The organism is Pygmaiobacter massiliensis, from assembly GCF_900199435.1.
Classification (GTDB): domain Bacteria; phylum Bacillota; class Clostridia; order Oscillospirales; family Ruminococcaceae; genus Pygmaiobacter; species Pygmaiobacter massiliensis.
The window spans coordinates 1,672,266-1,691,374 of the sequence record NZ_OAML01000003.1 but is presented as its reverse complement, the minus strand read 5'-3'; the positions used below and the strand labels follow the sequence as shown (position 1 = coordinate 1,691,374).

Annotated in this window: 19 protein-coding genes; all 19 read right to left on the bottom strand. The window is 47.1% G+C overall.

What is annotated here, in order from left to right; translation table 11 throughout:
- Window positions 1-182: 182 nt before the first annotated feature.
- The 19 genes from C1A11_RS12740 to C1A11_RS12650 all read right to left on the bottom strand — a co-directional run bounded on the left by C1A11_RS12740 (window position 183) and on the right by C1A11_RS12650 (window position 19,100).
- Window positions 183-923, bottom strand: a complete 741-nt coding sequence (locus C1A11_RS12740; protein ID WP_102050822.1) for a helix-turn-helix domain-containing protein — start codon at window positions 921-923, stop codon at window positions 183-185.
- 65 nt (window positions 924-988) lie between these two features.
- On the bottom strand, window positions 989-1,231 hold the full coding sequence (locus tag C1A11_RS12735; protein WP_102050821.1) for a hypothetical protein: 243 nt from the start codon (window positions 1,229-1,231) through the stop codon (window positions 989-991).
- Window positions 1,231-3,066, bottom strand: a complete 1,836-nt coding sequence (locus C1A11_RS12730; RefSeq protein WP_102050820.1) for a type IV secretory system conjugative DNA transfer family protein — start codon at window positions 3,064-3,066, stop codon at window positions 1,231-1,233. Before C1A11_RS12730 ends, C1A11_RS12735 begins: the two co-directional genes overlap by 1 nt.
- A gap of 37 nt (window positions 3,067-3,103) precedes the next feature.
- A complete protein-coding gene (locus C1A11_RS12725; protein ID WP_102050819.1) occupies window positions 3,104-5,563 on the bottom strand; it encodes a pentapeptide repeat-containing protein in 2,460 nt (819 codons plus the stop codon).
- A gap of 123 nt (window positions 5,564-5,686) precedes the next feature.
- Complete coding sequence (locus tag C1A11_RS12720; RefSeq protein WP_180950358.1) at window positions 5,687-6,289, bottom strand: helix-turn-helix domain-containing protein; 603 nt, start codon at window positions 6,287-6,289, stop codon at window positions 5,687-5,689.
- 170 nt (window positions 6,290-6,459) lie between these two features.
- Window positions 6,460-6,975: a hypothetical protein gene (locus C1A11_RS12715; protein ID WP_102050817.1), complete on the bottom strand. Its 516-nt coding sequence runs from the start codon at window positions 6,973-6,975 to the stop codon at window positions 6,460-6,462.
- 150 nt (window positions 6,976-7,125) lie between these two features.
- The gene (gene mobP3, locus C1A11_RS12710; protein WP_102050816.1) at window positions 7,126-9,918 is read right to left on the bottom strand and encodes a MobP3 family relaxase; all 2,793 of its coding nucleotides are present in this window, start codon (window positions 9,916-9,918) and stop codon (window positions 7,126-7,128) included.
- The gene (locus C1A11_RS12705) at window positions 9,911-10,300 is read right to left on the bottom strand and encodes a hypothetical protein (RefSeq protein WP_102050815.1); all 390 of its coding nucleotides are present in this window, start codon (window positions 10,298-10,300) and stop codon (window positions 9,911-9,913) included. Before C1A11_RS12705 ends, mobP3 begins: the two co-directional genes overlap by 8 nt.
- Window positions 10,301-10,567: 267 nt before the next feature.
- Window positions 10,568-11,125, bottom strand: coding sequence for a M23 family metallopeptidase (locus C1A11_RS12700; protein WP_102050814.1), 558 nt, complete (start codon window positions 11,123-11,125; stop codon window positions 10,568-10,570).
- Window positions 11,126-11,136: 11 nt separating this feature from the next.
- Window positions 11,137-13,506: a VirB4 family type IV secretion system protein gene (locus tag C1A11_RS12695; RefSeq protein WP_102050813.1), complete on the bottom strand. Its 2,370-nt coding sequence runs from the start codon at window positions 13,504-13,506 to the stop codon at window positions 11,137-11,139.
- Between the two features lie 9 nt (window positions 13,507-13,515).
- Window positions 13,516-13,767, bottom strand: a complete 252-nt coding sequence (locus C1A11_RS12690) for a hypothetical protein (RefSeq protein WP_102050812.1) — start codon at window positions 13,765-13,767, stop codon at window positions 13,516-13,518.
- A 43-nt stretch (window positions 13,768-13,810) separates the two neighbouring features.
- Complete coding sequence (locus C1A11_RS12685; RefSeq protein ID WP_102050811.1) at window positions 13,811-14,608, bottom strand: conjugal transfer protein TrbL family protein; 798 nt, start codon at window positions 14,606-14,608, stop codon at window positions 13,811-13,813.
- A gap of 6 nt (window positions 14,609-14,614) precedes the next feature.
- The gene (locus C1A11_RS12680) at window positions 14,615-14,902 is read right to left on the bottom strand and encodes a hypothetical protein (protein WP_102050810.1); all 288 of its coding nucleotides are present in this window, start codon (window positions 14,900-14,902) and stop codon (window positions 14,615-14,617) included.
- Entirely contained in the window at window positions 14,899-15,849 is a 951-nt protein-coding gene (locus tag C1A11_RS12675; RefSeq protein WP_102050809.1) for a DUF3991 and TOPRIM domain-containing protein, read from the bottom strand. The genes C1A11_RS12680 and C1A11_RS12675 overlap by 4 nt, the downstream gene beginning before the upstream one ends.
- A gap of 15 nt (window positions 15,850-15,864) precedes the next feature.
- On the bottom strand, window positions 15,865-16,968 hold the full coding sequence (locus tag C1A11_RS12670; RefSeq protein ID WP_180950357.1) for a YodL domain-containing protein: 1,104 nt from the start codon (window positions 16,966-16,968) through the stop codon (window positions 15,865-15,867).
- A 50-nt stretch (window positions 16,969-17,018) separates the two neighbouring features.
- Complete coding sequence (locus C1A11_RS12665; protein WP_102050807.1) at window positions 17,019-17,708, bottom strand: hypothetical protein; 690 nt, start codon at window positions 17,706-17,708, stop codon at window positions 17,019-17,021.
- Window positions 17,701-18,450, bottom strand: coding sequence for a Flp pilus assembly protein CpaB (gene cpaB, locus C1A11_RS12660; protein WP_102050806.1), 750 nt, complete (start codon window positions 18,448-18,450; stop codon window positions 17,701-17,703). The genes C1A11_RS12665 and cpaB overlap by 8 nt, the downstream gene beginning before the upstream one ends.
- Before the next feature lie 13 nt (window positions 18,451-18,463).
- Window positions 18,464-18,865: a prepilin peptidase gene (locus C1A11_RS12655; RefSeq protein WP_102050805.1), complete on the bottom strand. Its 402-nt coding sequence runs from the start codon at window positions 18,863-18,865 to the stop codon at window positions 18,464-18,466.
- 4 nt (window positions 18,866-18,869) lie between these two features.
- Window positions 18,870-19,100, bottom strand: a complete 231-nt coding sequence (locus C1A11_RS12650; RefSeq protein ID WP_102050804.1) for a hypothetical protein — start codon at window positions 19,098-19,100, stop codon at window positions 18,870-18,872.
- Between the last annotated feature and the right edge of the window lie 9 nt (window positions 19,101-19,109).

Here is a 19,109-nt window from a genome sequence, read left to right as displayed (position 1 = left end):
TATCGTCGCTTTGGTTGCGGGGAGTGCCCCGCGCCCCCGGAGATTGTTGTTTTTTCTTTTGGTATCTTTGTGCATATCGCCAAATAACCGCAACTGATCCGTGCGCGGCCGTCGCTCTAAAGTATACAATGTGTACAAGAGTTAGATATACTAAGACATATAGCATAGCTCTATATTCTTAGCTATAGATTTTTTTCTTTACTGTAAACAGGGTGGGTCAAGGAACTGTTGTGTAAAAAATGAACCACCCTTTGACACAAAGAAACGATTTGTTCTCGTGTCTTGTTGACAACGAAGCGCGAACGCGATAAGATGAAATCACAGAGCAGTCGCTCACACCCTGCTTTGTTCCTGTTACTGAAGCACAGCTTGCCTGCTGTGCTTCTTTTCTTTTCCTGGATACGAAACGCCAATAGATAAAGGTTGTGCTTGCCGGCACGGAGCGCAGCTCTCACCAGCAGCTTCAATCCTATCAAATTCTTAATTGCCTGGATTACAGTGTTGCGACAGATTCCAAGCACTTCCTGCATCTTCCGCAGCGAGGGAAATGCTTTCCCGCTCTTTCCTTTGCAGCGAAGAAGGTACAGATATACCATAAAGGTAGTGGCCGACATTGCCAGTGGCTCTTGCTGCATTCCCAGCTCGAACCAGCCGCCCGACAGCTGCACCAGCTCATAACGGTTCGCAATGTACTGGCCGTCGTAGTTGTAGCGGTGAGAGAGGCGTATGAGGCCCACGTTGCACAGCCCTTCAATGGCCTTGTAAACGGTCTTCTGGCTGATATGGCAAATCTCCGCAATGCGCTTCGCACGGACAATGGCAACCCCTTTCTCGCTCTGGCAGCGCATCAAACAAACAAAGACCTTCAGCTCGTTGGGCTTCAGCTTCATATTCAGCAATTCATTCGGTATCCGCAGTTTCATGGTATATCCTCCTTTCCTCAAAAAATAAAAGGGCAGGCACCGCTTTTGGTGTCTGCCCTCTTTTGTTACTTCTCTTCTTTCCCCTTAATGCTCCCAATGATTCGATTGCCTCTGAAAATCACGTTTTCTTCCACCCACTGGAGAAAATCTTCTCGGTTGGCGTGCATCACATAGGCCAGGAACAGCCTTGCTGTTGCGTTTTGGGACGTGTGCAGCTGCGCGCACGTCATTTTTAGAAACTCCATTTCTTCCGGCGTGAGAGATACACATAACGAGCCACCGGCGGCGCTCCTGTCTTTTTTTGGCATTAGTCAAACATTCCTTTCTGCAAGTAAACTTCTTTGTCTTTAGCACGGCCAATGATTGTATCGGTAGTGCTAACACATACCGTAGTATAAGGCTTTGGCGTTAACTGTTCTAGTGAGGTAGGTAGTGACAAAAACTGTCCATACGGCAACATGTGGCTTCGCATCGGCTTATGACCGGCTTTCATTAATACCCATGTTCCCCATGGGATTAGTACCATTTCTGCGGGCGAAACAAGAGGCTTGCCCACCATACTACTTGTGCTGCTGGCACGGCCCTGGTTATAGGATACGCTGCCGGTCAGCACCGTTTCATTGCCCAGCATTTTGGAAAGAGATTCTGCCGTCTGCTGGGAGCTGGGCGAGCAAAATGTAAACATGACCATCTGGCAGGTGTCCTTGATGATTTCTGCTTTTTCGCGCGAGTAGCTTTTGTAGAGCTGCGAATAGCTCTGGAGTGCAATCATAATGCGCACACCACGGCTGCGGATTGCTGCGAACAGCACATCTACATCTTGAATCACCGGCATATTACCGAACTCGTCCAGCATGAAGAGAACCTTGCGCGGCAGCACACCTCTATATTTGTTCTCTGCCGTTTCTATTAAGTCATTGGCAAAGAAGCGAATAAACAGTGCCGCAAGAAAATGACGGGTTGTGTTTTCGTCTGGACAGATAATATAAATAATTGTCGGTTGTTCCATAAAATCGTTAACGGAAAGCTCTGGTGAGTGCTGGCAAATCATTTGCTCTACCTCTGCGTCAATAAACTTCGTGAGCTTGCCGAGCGCAGAGGAAAAAACGTTCATCGAAGTCCGGCTGTCAGCGCTCATGACCGCACCCACATAGCGCTTGATTCTTTCGTTATCAATATCTTCCATCACGATGGCCAGACGGCTTTTTTGATTCATTTGTTCTTTTATCCCGCCTTTCCCTGCCTGTTGGCCGTTTAGCTCTAGCAGTAAATTAAAAACAGAAATCAAATGCCGCTCGTTGGGCACCCCATATTCTGACACCAGCAAAATAAGGCCGGTAATCAATCCTTTGGCCGTTTCGTCAAAGTAATCACTGGCCGACGATTTGCTGTTTGCGTCCCCCATGTTATCGACCAGAGAAGCTGCACAGACTTTCGCATATCGCTCGGCCATACCGTAGCTAATGGCTTGCTGCATCGGGTCAGTGGCCGCCTTATATTGTTCCATCGCCTCATTCACTTTATAGAGTGGATTAAACCATACACCTGATAAAACATCACGAAAATTCAAAACCAATGTGCGATAACCTGCTTCTTGTGCGGTTCTGGCAGTAGTATTGTAGAGCTGCCCTTTCACATCGGTTATCAGCATTGACGCACCATAGCCGGTATTACGCTGTACTGCAATGTTATATACAATCGTGGGAATGTAGTTTTGTGTTGTCTTACCGCCGCCTGGTGGGGCTAAAAGCAAGAGGTTATTATCAGATATATCTACACCCCAACAACCTTTTTCTGTGCCCACCAAAACACCCGGCTCTTTCTCCTGCCCCATCTGCACCTTTCTATACACTTCTGCTTGTTCTTCCTTGTTCATATAGGCTGCATTGCCGTGCTGGCCGTCGCCTACCTTTACCGCCTTAATATTCAGCTTACTTGTAAAGAGCAGCGACACCACAAAGGCCGCCAGCAGCCCCATGACGAGCTTTAACGGCCACAAGACAGGTAAACGGTCAAGGAAGGCTTGCCCCGGCTGTGCAGCCGAGGCAATGCTTTCTATGCCAAACAAGAACGTTAAGCCCAGATAGACCATAAAAAAAGACAGCACAACGGCTGTCCACTTCTGACCTTTTGTATAATTCAAACTACATCACCTTTCCTTTTTCTGTTCGACCACCCCCTTATCGGCTCTGGGGAAAATCCGGCTCAACCGGCAAGGCCAGAGGCTTCTGCAATTCCTTCTGCTGTGCAAGCTCCGGCTCCTGGGCAATCTCGTGCTGAAGCTCTACTCGCTTATTGATATATCGCAGCTGTTTTTGCACACGGTCTAAGGAATCGTCGAGATTGAATTTTTCGTTCTTTTCTGCCTTTCGGCTGTAATCTGCCATGTACGCCACTTCCCCTGCCGAAAGCTCCAGGCCAAATCTCTTTTGCAGCATATTCGCCAGGCATTGCGCTTCAAACTCTTTCACCTCTTTGGACTGCGTAGAGGTTCGATGCAGCAGCGCGTGGGCATATTCGTGGCACATCACGTTCAGACGCTGCGAATCATCAAACCGGCTGTTAATGGTAATTGTGTTCTCATTCGGGTCATAGTACCCGCCCAGCGAGATAGAATCCAGCTCCTTCAGCTTCACCGGCACGCCCGACATTTCCGAAAGCTGCTTCATGTTTTCAAACAGCTCGGCGTGCTGGCTGCTCTTGTAGCCCATGTCAAAGACTTTGGGATAATCGCTCGGCGGGCAATTCGTTTGAGAAATATCGTAAATATCCGCGCCCTTAAAGTAGGTCTTTACCACCACCTGGATTTCTTTTGCAAAGATAGCTTTCTTTTCTGCCGGAGTGGCATATGTAACTGGCACCAGCTCGTGATTGCGTGCGAAAAATTCTCTCTTCTCCGGGCGCAGAATTTCAATCTTTTTCGCGTCACGGTTCACCTGGTAGCCCAGCTCACGGAATTGCTTTTTAGAGCCGACAAAGGTTGCATAGGGGTTCTGGGCATAAATTCTAAGGCAGTTTTTAGCCGAATAGCGATAAAACTTTGCGCTGAAGGCGAGATACTCCATGATTAACTTCGGGTCACGCCGAAAATCATTCAGCATATCCTTGACGGCTTCTTTGATTTCGTCTTTGTTATCTGTGACCGGCTCGGCCACTTCCATAACCTTGATTTCATTTTTTTCTTTATAGCTCTCCTGGAGAAGCATTAGCTCGGTGATTTGCGCCGGGGTAATGACACCATGCAGCTTGACGAAAGGATAGGTTGCAGGGAACAAATATTCCTTATCCGTCTTGATGCTGCTGGCCTTTACCAGCTTATTCACCGTATCGGGTGTAACCGCGAGCGCATCGGGGTCTTCTGCCCTTTTCGGTGAACTCGTTACTCGATATGCCGTAAAGCTGCCGTCGCCTCTTACTTCTTTCACAACAAAGATTTTGTCACGCTTATCAAAAGATGCACTTTCCATCGTCAGCTTTGCAAACAGCATAGAACCGGGCCGTAGCGTGCTTGCTTTGTTGGCCGGTGCTTTGGGCATATAATTGGATTGCTGTTGATTCATGGTAGTAGTCCTCTTTTCTAATCTTTCTGCTTCTGCTGGAGCTGTCCGAAGTGCTTCATACTCTTTGGAAGTAATCCGTGCAGCCTCAAACGAAATCCCGGTCTGCTCGTTCTCCCCCACTCTCAACAAATACTGTGTTTTATTGTTGAATACCTCGACCTCGCCGGTGAGATATTCGATTTTCCCATAAAACGCTGCATCGGGGGTGCCCAGCATCTGGTATACTAACCGGCGCTGCTCGGCAGCCTCGATTAAATCCGGGTTATCCTTTTCAATGGACACGGTATCCATGCCCTTCAGCGCTGAAGCCTGCATGGCTCGAAAGTGCATACGGCTCATGACTGCATCGGTCATGTCGGCACCGTCCAGCACCGTTTCATTGAAAGCAACACCGTGCAGCTCTGCCCCCCGAAAGCTGGCTTCTTTAAAGCTGCAACCAGAAAAGATGGTTTCGTCAAACTTGGCCGCAGCAAAGCTGCTCGTATCAATCTTCACGTCTTCAAATACGCAGCCGCGAAATTGTGAGTTGTCAAACGCCGCATTTTGGGGTGTGCAATCGGTAAAGGTGCAGTGCTGAAAACTCGCCCCGGAAAAGTCCATGTCCTGGGCTATCTCGGTAATCGTAACGTTACGCAGCGTATAGCCGGACACGTCAATCCATTGCTCGGACGATTTGAGCAGAGCATCAAACTCGGCCTGTTCCAAAAACTGCTGTTCCCCGGCCCTTAGCTCCTGCCCTGGCCGGTAGATTCTTTTTACAAAATCCCGAAACTCTTCTTCCGGCAGCCGTTGGCGTGAAAGAGGATTTTCGGGGTCAATGCACAGGACGTATTTCTCCAGCGTGCCGTCTTCCGTCGGCATCACTTCCACCGACAGCAGCCAGTCTTGCCCATTCACTTTGTAAGGTGTACCAAAGGAATCTCGGACGTTCGGTTTGCCAGATTCTTGAACAAAGGGAAAGTGGGCCGGGAGATCTCCGAGGAAATCCCTGGGACGCAGGATTGTGCTTCGGTTTTGCGCGTCCACAATCCTGTAAACGGTTTCGCCGTGCTCCTGGTCTACATACAAAAGGTCGGCCATCTTTTTTCCTCCTTAAATTAAAATACCCGCCGAATAGTCGGCGGGTTTAGACAAAAAGAAAAGCACACGGTCTTCCGTGTGCTTTTTGCTTAATATATTGGGTTGCAGGTTATGCTCATAATCTTACTTTCTATTTTTCTTTACCACCATTGTGCGATTCATATACTTAGGATTGATTACGAAAATATATATTATAGTCACAAATATAATAAGCAATGTACCCGCAAAAGTTAATTGACTATATAAAGCAAACAGCATAACACCTACTTGTACTAGACAGTAACCCAATTCAAATTTAACGTTTTTTCTAAATTGAATGCTATTCTTTTCATATCTCAAATTGTATGCCATCCATGTAGAACAAGCGAGAAGTGATAAAAATTTAAACAATAACAAAGCAGTATATGGCAAACCATATTCTTCAGGTAACATTGGTTGTATGCAAACATTTAAAGATGATGCTTGCAAAATAATAGCAATTAAAGTTAAGTTTGAGTGTAGTATTTTTTTATCCTTTACCTCTCCCTTGTTTTTATTGTCCGCTAACTCATCTAAAGAAGTTTTATAGATGGACGCTAATGCAGTAAGATTATGTGAACTGGGGGAAGATTGTCCATTTTCCCATTTCGTTACAGCTTGCCTGCTCACTCCCAGAAGCTCTGCAATTTTTTCTTGTGAAAAACCACTATTCTCTCGACATTGTTTAAGTTTTTCATTTAACATCATTGTTCCTACCTCCTTTGTATATGCTCCAACCATATCAAATAGGCATAATTTATTCTACCAACCACAAGGCAACTAGCGGTTGCATAAACAAAAAACACAATCATTTTGGTTCTAAATAAAATATAGGATTATATAAATAATCTCCCGAACAGCAATTTGCTTTCTGGTGCTTAGTACATCACAAATGCGTCGGGGTCTTTCTGGATTTGAATAGCAAAGGGGCAGGTCAAATCGCGGTCAGTGCTATGCACAGTCAGTGCGCTCTTTTGTTCCGCGGTCAGCTGCTCCAGCGTTTCACGCTTAATGAAAAACGGCGACTCTCTGGTTTCGGTCATTACACCGATAAGCTCGCCCTCTTCATCACCAAACGAAACCACCTTCAAGTCCGGCTGGTCTAGCGCCAGCAGCTCGGCAAAAGCAGCCTGGTCTTTTTTCGGCAGCTTCTCGAAAGGCCGCAAGCCCTTGATTCCGTCCTTTTCCTCTGTCAGTCCATAACGGAACCACTGCTTTTCTTCCAGTGCATAATAGAGCTGGCCGTCTGCCGCATCTTCATAGATGATTTTGCCGTTGACATACTTTTTCATGTTAACAGCGTGCTGCATCGGGCCGTCCATTTCTCCGAAGGACATATGAAGACGCGCTTCATTTTCGTCCAGCTTTACACAATACTCTTCATTAAACAACATAGTAATCGCTCCTTCTTTTTTCGGCATAGTGCAATTGACCTGCTATTCCACAGGCCGCCGATGTTATTCTTTTGTAATTGCACATATAAGAAGGTGTTGCAAGACCATCTTACAACACCCACGCCATTTTGTCTATTTTTTCTTTACCGCTCAACGCTCAATCGAATTTTCTTGGACGCGTTCCTGGTGCCGGTGCCGCTTTCTGAAACGGCGATACCTCTTCGCAGCTTGCTCCTGGTTGCGTGCATCGGTGTCCATGATACGAGCTAACAGACAGCAACTCGAAACCACCTTTTGCTCCAACTGCTGTTTTTCAATCCGTTGAATTGTTTCTTCACAGTTGTCCCGGACAAATTCGAGGTTGGAAAAGACACTCTCATATTTGCCGGTCAAAATCGTTCTATTGAAGGCTGCACTGGTTTTTAAAAAATCTTGTTCACCGCCGAGCCGGGTGTATTCAGCTTTAAACGTTTCAAATGCGGCACTGTACAGCGCTTTTTGCTCTGGGGTTTGCAGCACTTCTTCCAAAATCTGTTGGGCGGCGCCAACCTTTAAATTTTCCTGTTCGGGCAAATGTAAAAGCATCTTGTAGAGAGCATGAGCTTCTCTTTTTTCCTTGGGCAAACAAAATACTTTGTAGTATTGTCGGTTAATCTCTTGCCGCAGTGCCTTCACCTGTTCTGTGGCTGCGCGCTGCGCTGCCTGGGCAAAGGTTTCGTCCAGGTTATCTGCCAAACGCAAAATCATGTTGTGCTGCGGTAGCATAAATGCTCCATCACTAAAGGCTTGCCCGGCTGCTTCTCGTACCAGGACACCAAACTGTGACACAAACTTCTCTCTGGACTTTTCGTCCAGCTCGGCGCGGTATGCCGCTAAGGCAGAAGAAAGTTCCGGGCAAGCGTCCTGGGCTTCGCGCCGGATTTCACTAATCTGGTTACGAACCGCCTTGTGAGCATCAAAAAACGCTTTTTGGAGTTCTGGGTCTGGAGCAGCCATCTTCTTCAGCCCACGGCTTATATTGGCAATCCGTTTTTGGTTTTCACCCAGCTCGGCCAATTTGTGGTGCAAGTCCCCGGCTGGATTATTAAGCGCAGCTATCACCCCTTGCCCGGTAAACCGATAAACGTTTTTCTTGCACTCGGAATCCTCACTAGCCAAATAGCGCAATCCGTTGTCTGGCAGATGGGATAAGTATCGAGCGGTAATGTTGCCAGGCGCGGTGCAAAGATTTCCATTCACCATTTGTTCAGCAGCGTATTCCTGCAATTCAGCCAGCTGCGCACCAAAGAAATGCCGCTCTAAGTGCGCCATTTGTTTGGCTTGGTACTTTTGCAGCAATGGATCTGATTGCAGCAGATTTTGTTCTAAGTTCTGCACCTCAAATTGCATCTGCTCGGCCAATATCTTGTCAAATTCTTTTCTCGTCGCAGGGGACATTTGTTTTTTCTGCTCTTTCGCTTCAGCAGTGGCTTTATAAATACGCAGCCAGTCTGCTTGATGCTCTAAGAGATTCTCCTTTAACAGGTTGCCGGTGTGCCTTACTGCAACTTGGTTGAGCCTCCAGCAATGCTCGTAAAATTCAAGAAACAGTGTATCCGTATCGTTTTCTAGGGGGTCTAAATTGTTGGTCGCCCCACTCGCTACGGTATCCGCAGTTTCATCAATGTACGAAAATCCTTCAATGTCACTGAACGCCATATCCATTTTTTCTTTACTGCTCAATTCCGGCGCAGGGGGATTGCCCGGTTCCAACATTACCATCGACTTAATGAGAATGTTATGCAGCACCGTGTTTGCTTGCTTACCACCGGCTTTTGTGGGTGCAAAAAACTCGTTTTTGTACCTCTCCATCTGTTCGGCCACTATTTCCTCTTTGTTCACATACATTCGCACATACGCTTCTTGCATCTTCAAAAAGGCTTCGCTTCTTTCGGCCAGCGCCGGGGTCTGCTCCACCAAATCCCTAAGTAGCTCATTGACCTGCTGCTTCAGCTCCGGAGCAAGGTACCCATATTCTAATCGCCCGGAGTGCTGCTTCAGTTCTGCGGCCACTGTCTGGTACTTCTCCAGCACCGCGCCGGGCAGCTCTTTGGCAACCTGCTGCCTTAATATCTCTTTCAGCTGCTCTTGGGCTGCTCCCCTGCTCTCTTGGATTGACCGAGCTTCCGGCTTAAAGATAGAGTTAACGAAAAGCGACTTTAATTGCCGCGACGCTTTTTTCAAAGCCTCGTTCTCTTCCCGGCTGCCGAACACTTTTCCCTCACGCGGGTCGGTGCTGTAAAACATCATATGGATATGGGGGTTATCTGTGTTGTTATGAAAGGCTGCATTGATAACCAGATTCTCCGGCGTGATGTTATAGATTTTTGCAATCCGGGGCGAGAGTGCAAGCACCAGGTCTTTCCAGGCCGACCGTTGGTCGTATCCTTTTTCTTTTGCCTCAATCTCGTCCATTGAAATAATGTGCGACCATATGGTACTGTCACTGTGCTGCTCGGCCATCTGCCGGGCAACCGAAATCGGAACGTCACCGCTGACCCCAAACAAACCATGGCCGTCCTCTTTTTCAACACCTGGCCGCCCTTCGATGTAGCCGAGGTATCGCATCATGTCGAGGTCTTTCATTTCGTGCGGTTGCTTCACAGCTGGGTCTGCATCTTCTTCCACTCCCACCACCTGGTCGAGTGTAACGGTCTTCGTGATGCAATAAGCATATTCGCTATAATCCATCACGCGCTCGGCTCCATCTTTAAAGTGTATCCTTACGCTCTGCACCCGGTCGGGATTCTTCGGTTCCAGCTTCTCATTGGTAGAAAATTTCTCACAAGCACCGTCTTTATACACCAGTTCTTGATATGCAATTTTGTTACCTGCATACTCCAGCAGGTTAAGAACGTGTGCCTGTGTCCGCAGATAGCCGGACTTGCAGATTATCTTAGCCATCGTGCACCTCGTCCAACCTTAACACGCGCGGCGTTTCCTTAATAGTGTCGAGCGCCTTCAATCGGAACACTTGCAAATCTTGTTCGCTGAAGTCCAGCGAATTACCAATAATCATATTAAGCATTGCTTGCTGCACCGCCAGTTCCGAAAGATACTTGTTCGTTTTGTAGTTGATATTCTTCTCGGCCACGTTGGCCATACTGCGGGCAACGTTTAGCACGTCCTGGTTAATCACCGTTGCCTTGTCCTGCATATAGCAGTAATCACGGTAGAGCCGCAAGGCACGATTGATAATATCGGTTTCTGTTGTGTTATTCTGCTGTGCCATGCTCTCCAAATCCGAAGCCAGTCCATCGTCTATACGTAAAGTTTTCCGTACCATCGGTTCATTTCCTTTCTTTGGTTTTGCGTGGCTCTTTGTCCTTGTGCTACAGGATAAAGGGAGATGCCACAAGTGACATCTCCCAACCACATCAAGCCGCAGTGCGTCTTGATTTTATGTGACGCCTTTTCGGCGTCTTTTTCCATATTAACAATTAAAAAAATCACTGAAATACTTCCAAGCCTTTTAAACAAGCCATTTTACAAGATAGTCGGTGACGCCACTTGTATAAATAGTGCTTTATTTAAGCCATTTTAACAAGCATCACTACTCAAATACCTGCAACAGCTCTGTTGGGTCGATATTTCCTTCTGGCGTACGCACCTCAAAGTGCAGGTGCGGGCCGGTTGCGCTGCCGGTTTGACCTACTAGCGCAATCACGTCGCCCGCTAAAACTTCGGAGCGCGTAATGGCTAAAATCTTGCTGCAATGGCAGTAAAAAGTGTATGTGCCATCATCATGCTGGAGCGTGATAAAATTCCCCGGTTCCTTGCTGGAGCCAACCAATGCCACCACGCCGGAGCGTGAGGCAATGATGGGCGTTCCTTCGGGAGCCGGGAAATCCAGTGCAAGGTGTGGCTCAATTTTGCCGGTTATCGGGTGCTTTCTATCCGGGTCAAATCCACTGCTTATGTAGGTGTATCCTGGCACCGGGTAGTAGTAAGTATCGTCCAGCACAACAGCTGCGCTGGCCAAAACGGAACCCAGAATTGCAATAAAGAAAAAGAAAAGAATAAAGATTCCTACCACTGCTCCAATTATAAAATTTCTGGATTTTTCGTCCGTAGCCACATACAGAGCAATCTTCGTAAAGAGAGCCGACATTCACCCGCCCCCTATCGTCCACCGGCTGACCCGAACAGTTGTTTTTCGTAAGGCAGCTCGCCGACGTGCAGATAATAATTGTTGTTTCCCACTTTAACTAAACAGTGTCCTTTATTTGATTTTGAAATGCACTTCGTTTCGCCATCGGTAAGTTGCAGCTTTTCTTTCACTAATGCCATGTCGATATTTGAGGGATAGAAAAGAAATTTTATGCTCGAATTATTGAAGAGTGCTGTCGTATACGGTGCAAGGTCGGGGTCAAGGCAATCTTGGATTTGTTGGGTTCCAATAATCAAGCTGCCCTCATATTTGCGGTCACGTTTGGAGAAGCTCTGAAGGTATTTTACGATACGCATATTACGCTTATCACAGAGAACGTGCAGCTCGTCGATGGCCAAGATTGTTTCACCTTCTCTGCGTGTAATGATGTTCCAAATATACGTTGTGATATTAAACAGCACCGCACGAGTACGTTCCTCTGCTCCCTGGAGTAATTCGTTAATTGCAAAGCACACCAAGCGGTCGTTACGAATATTAGTGTGGCCGTTCATCAGCAAGCCAAGCGCTCCAAAAGAACAGTCGTGCAAGTATAGCAGCAATGTGCTAAGATATTCTCTCGAAATAATCATCTTGTAATCTTGCCCGGACTTGCTTTGAATATATCGGTACAAATCCGAGAAAATGGGATAGTCGTGGGGTTGCAGCGTATTAAAATCGCTATTCTCGTCAATGCCGTGATTTTCATACATCTCTTGTACTAAAATCATAAGGGCTTTAAGCTCCGGGGTTTTCATATCGGGGAATAACACGGTGAAAAAATCCTGTAGCCAAGATAGATGTTGAAAGAAAGTTGCCGTATTTAAGGGGACGGTATCATAGTCGTCGCGTATCGCATCGTCCACCTCTTCATCTTGACGACGAAGACGACGCACTTCAAATGGATTGATTTTGACCTCACCAGTGGCACAGTTTTGAACCACGCCGCCGAGATTTCTTACCAGGTCTAAATACTCATTGTCGGGGTCAAAAATGAAACAGCGTGTCCCTCGAATATACTGCTGGTTGATGATTTTTTTCATCAGATAGCTTTTTCCCTGCCCTGCGGAGCCGGTAATCGTAATGTTACTGTTCGTAACATGTGGGGTACGTTTCCACATGTCAAGATATACGAAACCACCGTCAGAGGTACGCCCTAACAGCATTCCCTTTGAATCTAAATGACCAGAATAGCTACAGGGATAAAGGGCTGCTGCCGAAATACTCGGCATATTATTTGCACTGGTTACAAAGGTGTCTGTTCCAAGAGGGTTAGCACAAAGAAATCCTTCTTTTTGCAAATGCAACATATTTTCTTTCGTGATGCTCTGCGACATAAGCTCACTGGTCACGGTGTTCTCTAGTTGTTGCAGCTCTTCTAAAGTTTTCGCACACATTTCAATATAAATGTTCACGCTATAAATCGTGCTGCGGCTTCTACCTACTTCTTCAAAGAACTCTCGAATGATTCTTTTTTCTTGCTCTGCTTCAATACTCTCTGTGTTGTCGATGTTACGACCGGCAAATAAAACACTTTTATTTTTCAGCTGCTTATTGGTAAGCCGTTTTGCCGTTCCGGCTGACATAGGTGTAAGCCGCATGGTGAATGTTGTGCCAGTGAGCTGCGCTAGTTTTCTCAATCCGCAGGGATTTGCTCCAGAGGCCGGAAAGTTTTTCACCATAAGAGTACGTCGGTAATGGCCGGTGGATTGCTCTGCATATTTCGGGGTAAAAGAAATGTGCATCGGCACCAGCCGACGCACAATTTCTTTTTTATAGACCAACTCTTTTGCTTTGCGCATTTTAGGGTCGTTCTTTACTTCGTCCACAATGGTGTAAATATCCATTGGAATAAATTCGCGCAGCAAGTAGTTGCGCAGCATGACGGCCAATTCCGCTTTTTGAGCTATCTCAATTTGGAATCCTTTGCCGCGAATTAAATTATATGCGTTCCTTCCACCTTCCTTATCGTTCTGAACAACGATATAGTAAGCTCTCTGCACCGCGCTGGAAATAACATCAACATCTTCCAGCGCAGCAAGAATATAACTCGTTAAGTAGTCGAACTCTGGTGCAAGTGACTGATAAAAGGCTTTCACCTCGCTTAAATCTTCCACCTTGTCTAGCGCAACAATCTCAAACTCTCTGCACAACGCGTCCATAAGGTGTGCCATGTTTTCAATTTCCTGCGCAATTTCCTGCTCTGTCATAATTTCCGTATTGGGCGGGTAGTAGCGATAAAAGGTATAGACACCTGTTGGCGTTTTAATGCCATCTTCAAGCAAATCAAAATCAATCAGCTTGTCTATATTTCCTTTCTTTTTTTCTGAAATTTTCGCTTTCATAGTATATGATTACCTCCTTCCAAATTCTCTAGTACCGCCATAGAAGCGGATAAATAAAATCAAATAGTATAGGCCATTGGAGTTGCCATCGAATCTACAGAAAAGAGGAAACGCGACAGCAAGCACCCAGAGCCAAGTGTAGTGATGTGTGGTAAAGCTAATTAGCAACCACGCAACACCAATCAATAACTCAAGTACCGTAAATCCTGCCAGTAAAAATTCCTGTCGGAGTTTCGGGGGAATCAAATATTTTGTATTCATCTTTCACCTCTCAAAATAAAAGGCCGGGACAATTTGTCCCAGCCTATCGTGCAAGGCGCAAGCCCTGGGCTGCAAGTGATACTACCTGCGACCCACCGGCAAACCCCGAAGACATACCATATTTGTTCAATACTTTGTTCACACACCCCATTCCGACCCAACAACTTAGACCCAGAATCCCGTGCACTGACACCATAAAATACAGCCCTAAGTAAAACATCACATATTGGCAGAGATACGTAACGGCAATTGCTACTGTTTGGCGTATCCAAGCCCCCATAGATTCTGCGTCCCCTCGCACTACACCCGGCACATAAAGTACATAGGTTACAATGTGAATTAACATCATGCTGTATTGTCTGGCCGACATGAAAACGAATACGATAAGGGCTATCAAACAAGCAACCAGCCAGACCAGACTTAACCCGCCTAGTCTGGATTCCCACTGACCCAACTGGCTAGACAAATCAAGGCTTTTTGCTAACTCCGCACCAACCTGCAAAGAGAGAATGCCAAGTTCCGGTGCTATAATGCAAAAAATAAATCCCTTAATCACATTCATCACCATTTCGGAAACTGCGATACCCCTTCCTGCTGATAAATCTTCCATGTAGTCTATAATCATAAACAAAATGGAAAAGCCCATGGCCGCATATGCGGCCCATTGCCCAAACCAAATAAGACCTTGAATAATATTGTTGCTGAAAAATCCATCATAAGGAGCTACCGCCATCGAAAGAGTATCGCCATAAAAACCCATGAGCCGTTTGGTGAAATCCGCAAAAATGAAATTCATCACGGCTTCCATGAGTTGTCCCATGTTGTCAATTAGCCGTTGCATTATTCATTAACCTCCAAAAAAGCCTAAGCCCCAGGCTCCAAAAGTGCTAAAAATCATCATGCCTACCAAGATGCCGAGGATATACATGATGCAATTGCGAAACTCGGAAGGATTCTGATTATGAGCAGCTACTGCTTTGAAAATCATAAAAAGCAAACAGAGTGCTAGGACTGCAATACCCACAGCAGAAATATTGACGGCCGCCGGACGAAGCACGTTCAGTGCAGAGGTAGTCCAACTCGCAAAAATATTGCTTGCATTCACCGACATAAAAATAGGATTCATCATAGTCATAAGTTATACTCTCCTTTATTGTTTAAAACGTTTCTTAAATAGTCGTTGTAGTCTTCTCCTTCAGCTTTGGGGAGCTTCGGGATAATGTCGCCAGAGAACCCGGCTTCACGGATCAGTTCAAATGCTTGTTGGACTGATTTTTTGCCGCCGTTGTCATTGTCCTGGCAAAGATAAATTCGTTTAAGTTGGGGATTTTCGCGCAGGTGTGTAGCAATCGGCTGCACGTCACAGCAATCCAAAGACAAATACGCAAACTGCCGGAAATCCTTTCCCGACAGATGCAGCAGCGTCATAATGGACAGAACGTCAACTCCGGCCTCACAAACAAAAAGCGCCTCTCGATTCCTCTGGATTAGATGAATCGAAAAGCGCTGGGCAGCATTGCCGCCTTCTACATATTGTCGGAAGTGATTGCCGGTCGCAGTGGATTTCAAGTTACCGTAACAGGCTTTGCCGTTGTAGTCATAGCCTACAAAGCAAAGGTTTCCTCTTTTGTCCTGGTAAATCAATTTTTCTTTTACGGCATAATCAATCACCTCTTTACAGATACCGCGCGAAGATAGATACGCATAGAGCCTTGTCCAGCGTTCCTTTGCTCTTTCCGGCAGCAAAAAAGCAAGTTGCTTTTTCGCTGTCTGTGCAACAAGTGGAGGCTGGCCGAGCTTTCGTTTGAAATTGTCATGCCCCAGCAAACCCCGCAATGTGGCGATTGCTTCTTGACGATTTAGATTTAAAAAAATCATTGCAAAGTCAATGACGCTGCCAGATTTGCAAATACTGTTCCAGGTGAACAATTTTCCGTCCTCGCTGATGACGAGGCTGTCATGTTCTTTCAGTATCATTTTCCCTTTCATACCGTGCTTTTCCGGCGTAAAGCCAATTGTGCGTGCAAAGTCGGGAATCAGAATATCGCGCTTAATGGCTTCGGTCAGCTTTAAACTTGTCACGTTCTCACCTTCCTTTTATCTTGAAATGCAAACCTCTTGTTCCAGATGCCGATTTAGAAAAGCCTCATACTGTGCTACTTGCTGTGCATTAAAATTAAGGCGCTGCCAATCACCGACCACACGGCTGCCGGTTACAACATAGAGCTGTCCACTCTGCCGCCGCATACCTGCCCAAGACGTTTTCCCCTCAAACTTTATCTGTGCCTGGTACACTTCATCTTTACAGCGAAATTGCAAAACTTCAAAGCTGGGCTTTACACATTGGGGATACGATGCTTTCAGCTGCTCCAGCGTAGTTCCGTCGCAGGGCTGCCACCCGTCCTTATCATAGTCATACTCGATAAAGGCCGATTCTGTGCCGTGCGCTGCATCATAGTCTGCGATTGCCTGGCACAAAGAAAGCAGCTCATTTTGTTGCTGTGTAATCTCCTGCGCCATCTGGGGAAAGTTCTGAAATCCGATGCTGTCTACATAGTTGGCCGTAAGGTGTCCATTCCACTCCACTGCAACCACGTCAGACACCGACAAGCTATGCCCGAAAAAATCTTTCGGCAAATCGACGTTAAACCGCGAGTATATGTCCTCCAGCGTTTCGTTTTCTTTCATAACACCAGAATAAACCAGCTCATAGTTTTTCAATTCTGGCGCAAAGCCCATGCCCCTTTCACGTTGCAACACATCTAACCCGCAAAAGCGCAGTAAATGATTTTCCTCGCCGCTCTTCAGCTGGTAAATGTGAAACTTGCGACCTGCTGGAGCTTTTTCTCCGGCTTCGAGATAGTCACTAGCACTCATTCCTGTTAAGGGTGCATAGTGTGCTGCATCTGCTCGCCGCAGCAGCTCTTCATGCTCCAAAGTCGCGGCTGCGTTTACGAGCGACGTTGCATAGGCAGCACGCTGCAATGTATCCATATGCTCTGCACCATTCAGCCACGGCTCACTGGCAAGTATCTCTGCCGATACAGCCCGAAGACTTTTGCCGGCGGCTTCATATTGCCCGCCGTCAATTAGCTTGTACTCTGCATCATAGACAGAATACTCATATTCTTCAGATGTTTCCTGCACTGCCAAGAAATGAGCGCCAATTTGAAAAACTACTTCTTTTTCATTTTCAACCATGTTTTCCTCCATATCTTAGAGGCCGGGACAAATTGTCCCAGCCCCTATTTTTATTTCAGCCTATTGTGCAGCTCTTCGAGCGCAGTCTTGTAATGCCGGTCTTCGATGGTGTGGAAGAGCTGAAGCGTTTGGAGCTGCTCTTGGAGTTCCGAAGAGTACGGCAAAACAAAGCTGTCGTTGGCAAAGTCGTGGAACAGGTCAACCGGCTGCCCTTTGCGCACGTTATTAATGACCTGTAAATCACTGCGCAGTGACTTTCCGATATGTTTGTGCCATGCAGCACTTTTCACGTCTGCCCCCATCACCGTAACCACCGCATCGGCCTTTTCCAGCAGGTAGGCGGCCAGTGCCGTTTCCACGGCGCTGCCCACATCATATAAGACAATATCAGCGAGTGTTGCAATCGCTCGACACCACTTTTCTGCCCCGCCTCGTGTGGGGGCCGGAAATGTTGTTCTGTGGTCGCCGGTGTTGTATCCAATCACCCCGAAATAGTCCGTAATCGGCTCAACCGCGCGGAGCAATCTCCCCTCTGGCAGCTCTCCGGCCTCTACCAGCTGCCCACCGAGCGATTCTGCTGTTTGGCTTTCGCACAGGTAGCTTTTAGGCGGCAAAACGGAATCACAAAAGACCAGTAACACAGAGGTTTCTACTTGCTGGGCGGTAAGCGCTGCCAAAGCTGCCGCTGTACTTGTACAGCCCGCTCCCGGCGCTCCAACAATCGCAATGCTCTTACTCACTCACAGTCACCTCTTCCGGGCTTACTTCAGCAGCGTCTTCGCTCAATGCTGCCTGTTGTGTTTCCAGCAGCTCTTCAGCTCTCTGCTCGTCGCCTCGGCTGACCAGGGCAACGTGCAGGTTACTGTTCAGCTCATAGTCTGCCAGCAGCTCTGCTTGCGCCGGTGTGGCAAAGACTGTAACCGTTGCCGGTAAACTTTCAGCAGCATCTTGCTTTTGCGCGTCGAAGTCCTGGGCCAGCTCCGTGGTGACAGCGGCCACCTGCATATACTTCAGTTCTTCTGGAATGGTGGAACCATCTGAACGGATACAAACAAAAGACACAATGTCGCCCGGCTCCAGCTTTGCTGATAGTCCCGACGCAAAAGACTTAATGCTGACCGAAATTGCCAGACGCTCCGGGGCAACATCTTTGTACCAGTCATTGGCCACGGTCGGGATTTTTGACAGCTTATCCGTCAACACATAATCCCCGGCCACCAAATCGGTTTTGGCGTACTGCCCTACAATTTTTTCTTTTTCCGTAATCGTCCCAGCCGGGAGATACTGCGCCGGTACCGAAATAACTTTCAAGTAGCTTTCGGTCAATTCGGTACCCTTGCGGACAGCGGCTTTGGTTACATACACCTCTGTTTCCTTCTGTGCGCTTTTCTGCGCCAAAGGAGCAGCAACAAATGCGAGCAGTGCCGCCAGAGCAATACACAGGCAAGCCAGCACTGTTCGATTGCGTAACAGCTTTTTCATATTCGATTCTCCTTTAATAAAAAAATGCCGCAGCGATAAACCCTGCGGCAAGATATGGAGCAAATGCAATGTGCGTTTGCTCCTTCTTTCGTTTGAGATAGATACAAGGGATAAATGACGCAGCAGCAGCCAGCCATAAAGCAAAAATGCTGCTCTGCACACCCAGGCACAGCCCACAGGCTGCCACCAGCTTAATATCCCCGCCGCCAAATGCTCCTGGCTTGATGATAGCCGGGAGCAGCAAAACTGCACCGGCTACCACCGCACCAAAAACGCCTTGCTTTATGCTCCAGCCCGGAGCTAACGGTGACAGTATCGCAATGCTAATCCATATCCACGGCGGTATCGTCATGGTCTTCAAATCAATCACTGCGGCTGCTACCAAAAGAGCGGTAAAGAAAAAATAGAACATCATTCCTTTAGTTAAACAGTGCCGTCATTTTTTCACCCACAGTAGTGAGCTGGGCACTAAACTGCGTTTTCATAGTGTTAAGCAGCAGTGCACCAAGAACAAGTGCCGCAATAATAAGAATCAGTGCTTGCAAAATCTCTGCCCCGCCTGCATTGTCTTCGACAGCTTCTTTTGCGCGGAACGCGGTAGTCATGGCTTTTGCGGTGAGTTTGGCTTTGATGTTGTTGAGTTTTTTCATAGTTGTTTC

What these genes read in the sequence shown, in the direction of transcription:
- C1A11_RS12700 (WP_102050814.1), bottom strand. Translation starts at nt 11,125, where the DNA reads ATGTCGGCTCTCTTTACGAAGATTGCTCTGTATGTGGCTACGGACGAA.
- C1A11_RS12735 (WP_102050821.1), bottom strand. Translation starts at nt 1,231, where the DNA reads ATGCCAAAAAAAGACAGGAGCGCCGCCGGTGGCTCGTTATGTGTATCT.
- C1A11_RS12715 (WP_102050817.1), bottom strand. Translation starts at nt 6,975, where the DNA reads ATGTTGTTTAATGAAGAGTATTGTGTAAAGCTGGACGAAAATGAAGCG.
- C1A11_RS12670 (WP_180950357.1), bottom strand. Translation starts at nt 16,968, where the DNA reads ATGGTTGAAAATGAAAAAGAAGTAGTTTTTCAAATTGGCGCTCATTTC.
- C1A11_RS12680 (WP_102050810.1), bottom strand. Translation starts at nt 14,902, where the DNA reads ATGACTATGATGAATCCTATTTTTATGTCGGTGAATGCAAGCAATATT.
- cpaB (WP_102050806.1), bottom strand. Translation starts at nt 18,450, where the DNA reads ATGAAAAAGCTGTTACGCAATCGAACAGTGCTGGCTTGCCTGTGTATT.
- C1A11_RS12650 (WP_102050804.1), bottom strand. Translation starts at nt 19,100, where the DNA reads ATGAAAAAACTCAACAACATCAAAGCCAAACTCACCGCAAAAGCCATG.
- C1A11_RS12720 (WP_180950358.1), bottom strand. Translation starts at nt 6,289, where the DNA reads ATGATGTTAAATGAAAAACTTAAACAATGTCGAGAGAATAGTGGTTTT.
- C1A11_RS12695 (WP_102050813.1), bottom strand. Translation starts at nt 13,506, where the DNA reads ATGAAAGCGAAAATTTCAGAAAAAAAGAAAGGAAATATAGACAAGCTG.
- C1A11_RS12655 (WP_102050805.1), bottom strand. Translation starts at nt 18,865, where the DNA reads ATGATGTTCTATTTTTTCTTTACCGCTCTTTTGGTAGCAGCCGCAGTG.
- C1A11_RS12685 (WP_102050811.1), bottom strand. Translation starts at nt 14,608, where the DNA reads ATGCAACGGCTAATTGACAACATGGGACAACTCATGGAAGCCGTGATG.
- mobP3 (WP_102050816.1), bottom strand. Translation starts at nt 9,918, where the DNA reads ATGGCTAAGATAATCTGCAAGTCCGGCTATCTGCGGACACAGGCACAC.
- C1A11_RS12740 (WP_102050822.1), bottom strand. Translation starts at nt 923, where the DNA reads ATGAAACTGCGGATACCGAATGAATTGCTGAATATGAAGCTGAAGCCC.
- C1A11_RS12705 (WP_102050815.1), bottom strand. Translation starts at nt 10,300, where the DNA reads ATGGTACGGAAAACTTTACGTATAGACGATGGACTGGCTTCGGATTTG.
- C1A11_RS12725 (WP_102050819.1), bottom strand. Translation starts at nt 5,563, where the DNA reads ATGGCCGACCTTTTGTATGTAGACCAGGAGCACGGCGAAACCGTTTAC.
- C1A11_RS12690 (WP_102050812.1), bottom strand. Translation starts at nt 13,767, where the DNA reads ATGAATACAAAATATTTGATTCCCCCGAAACTCCGACAGGAATTTTTA.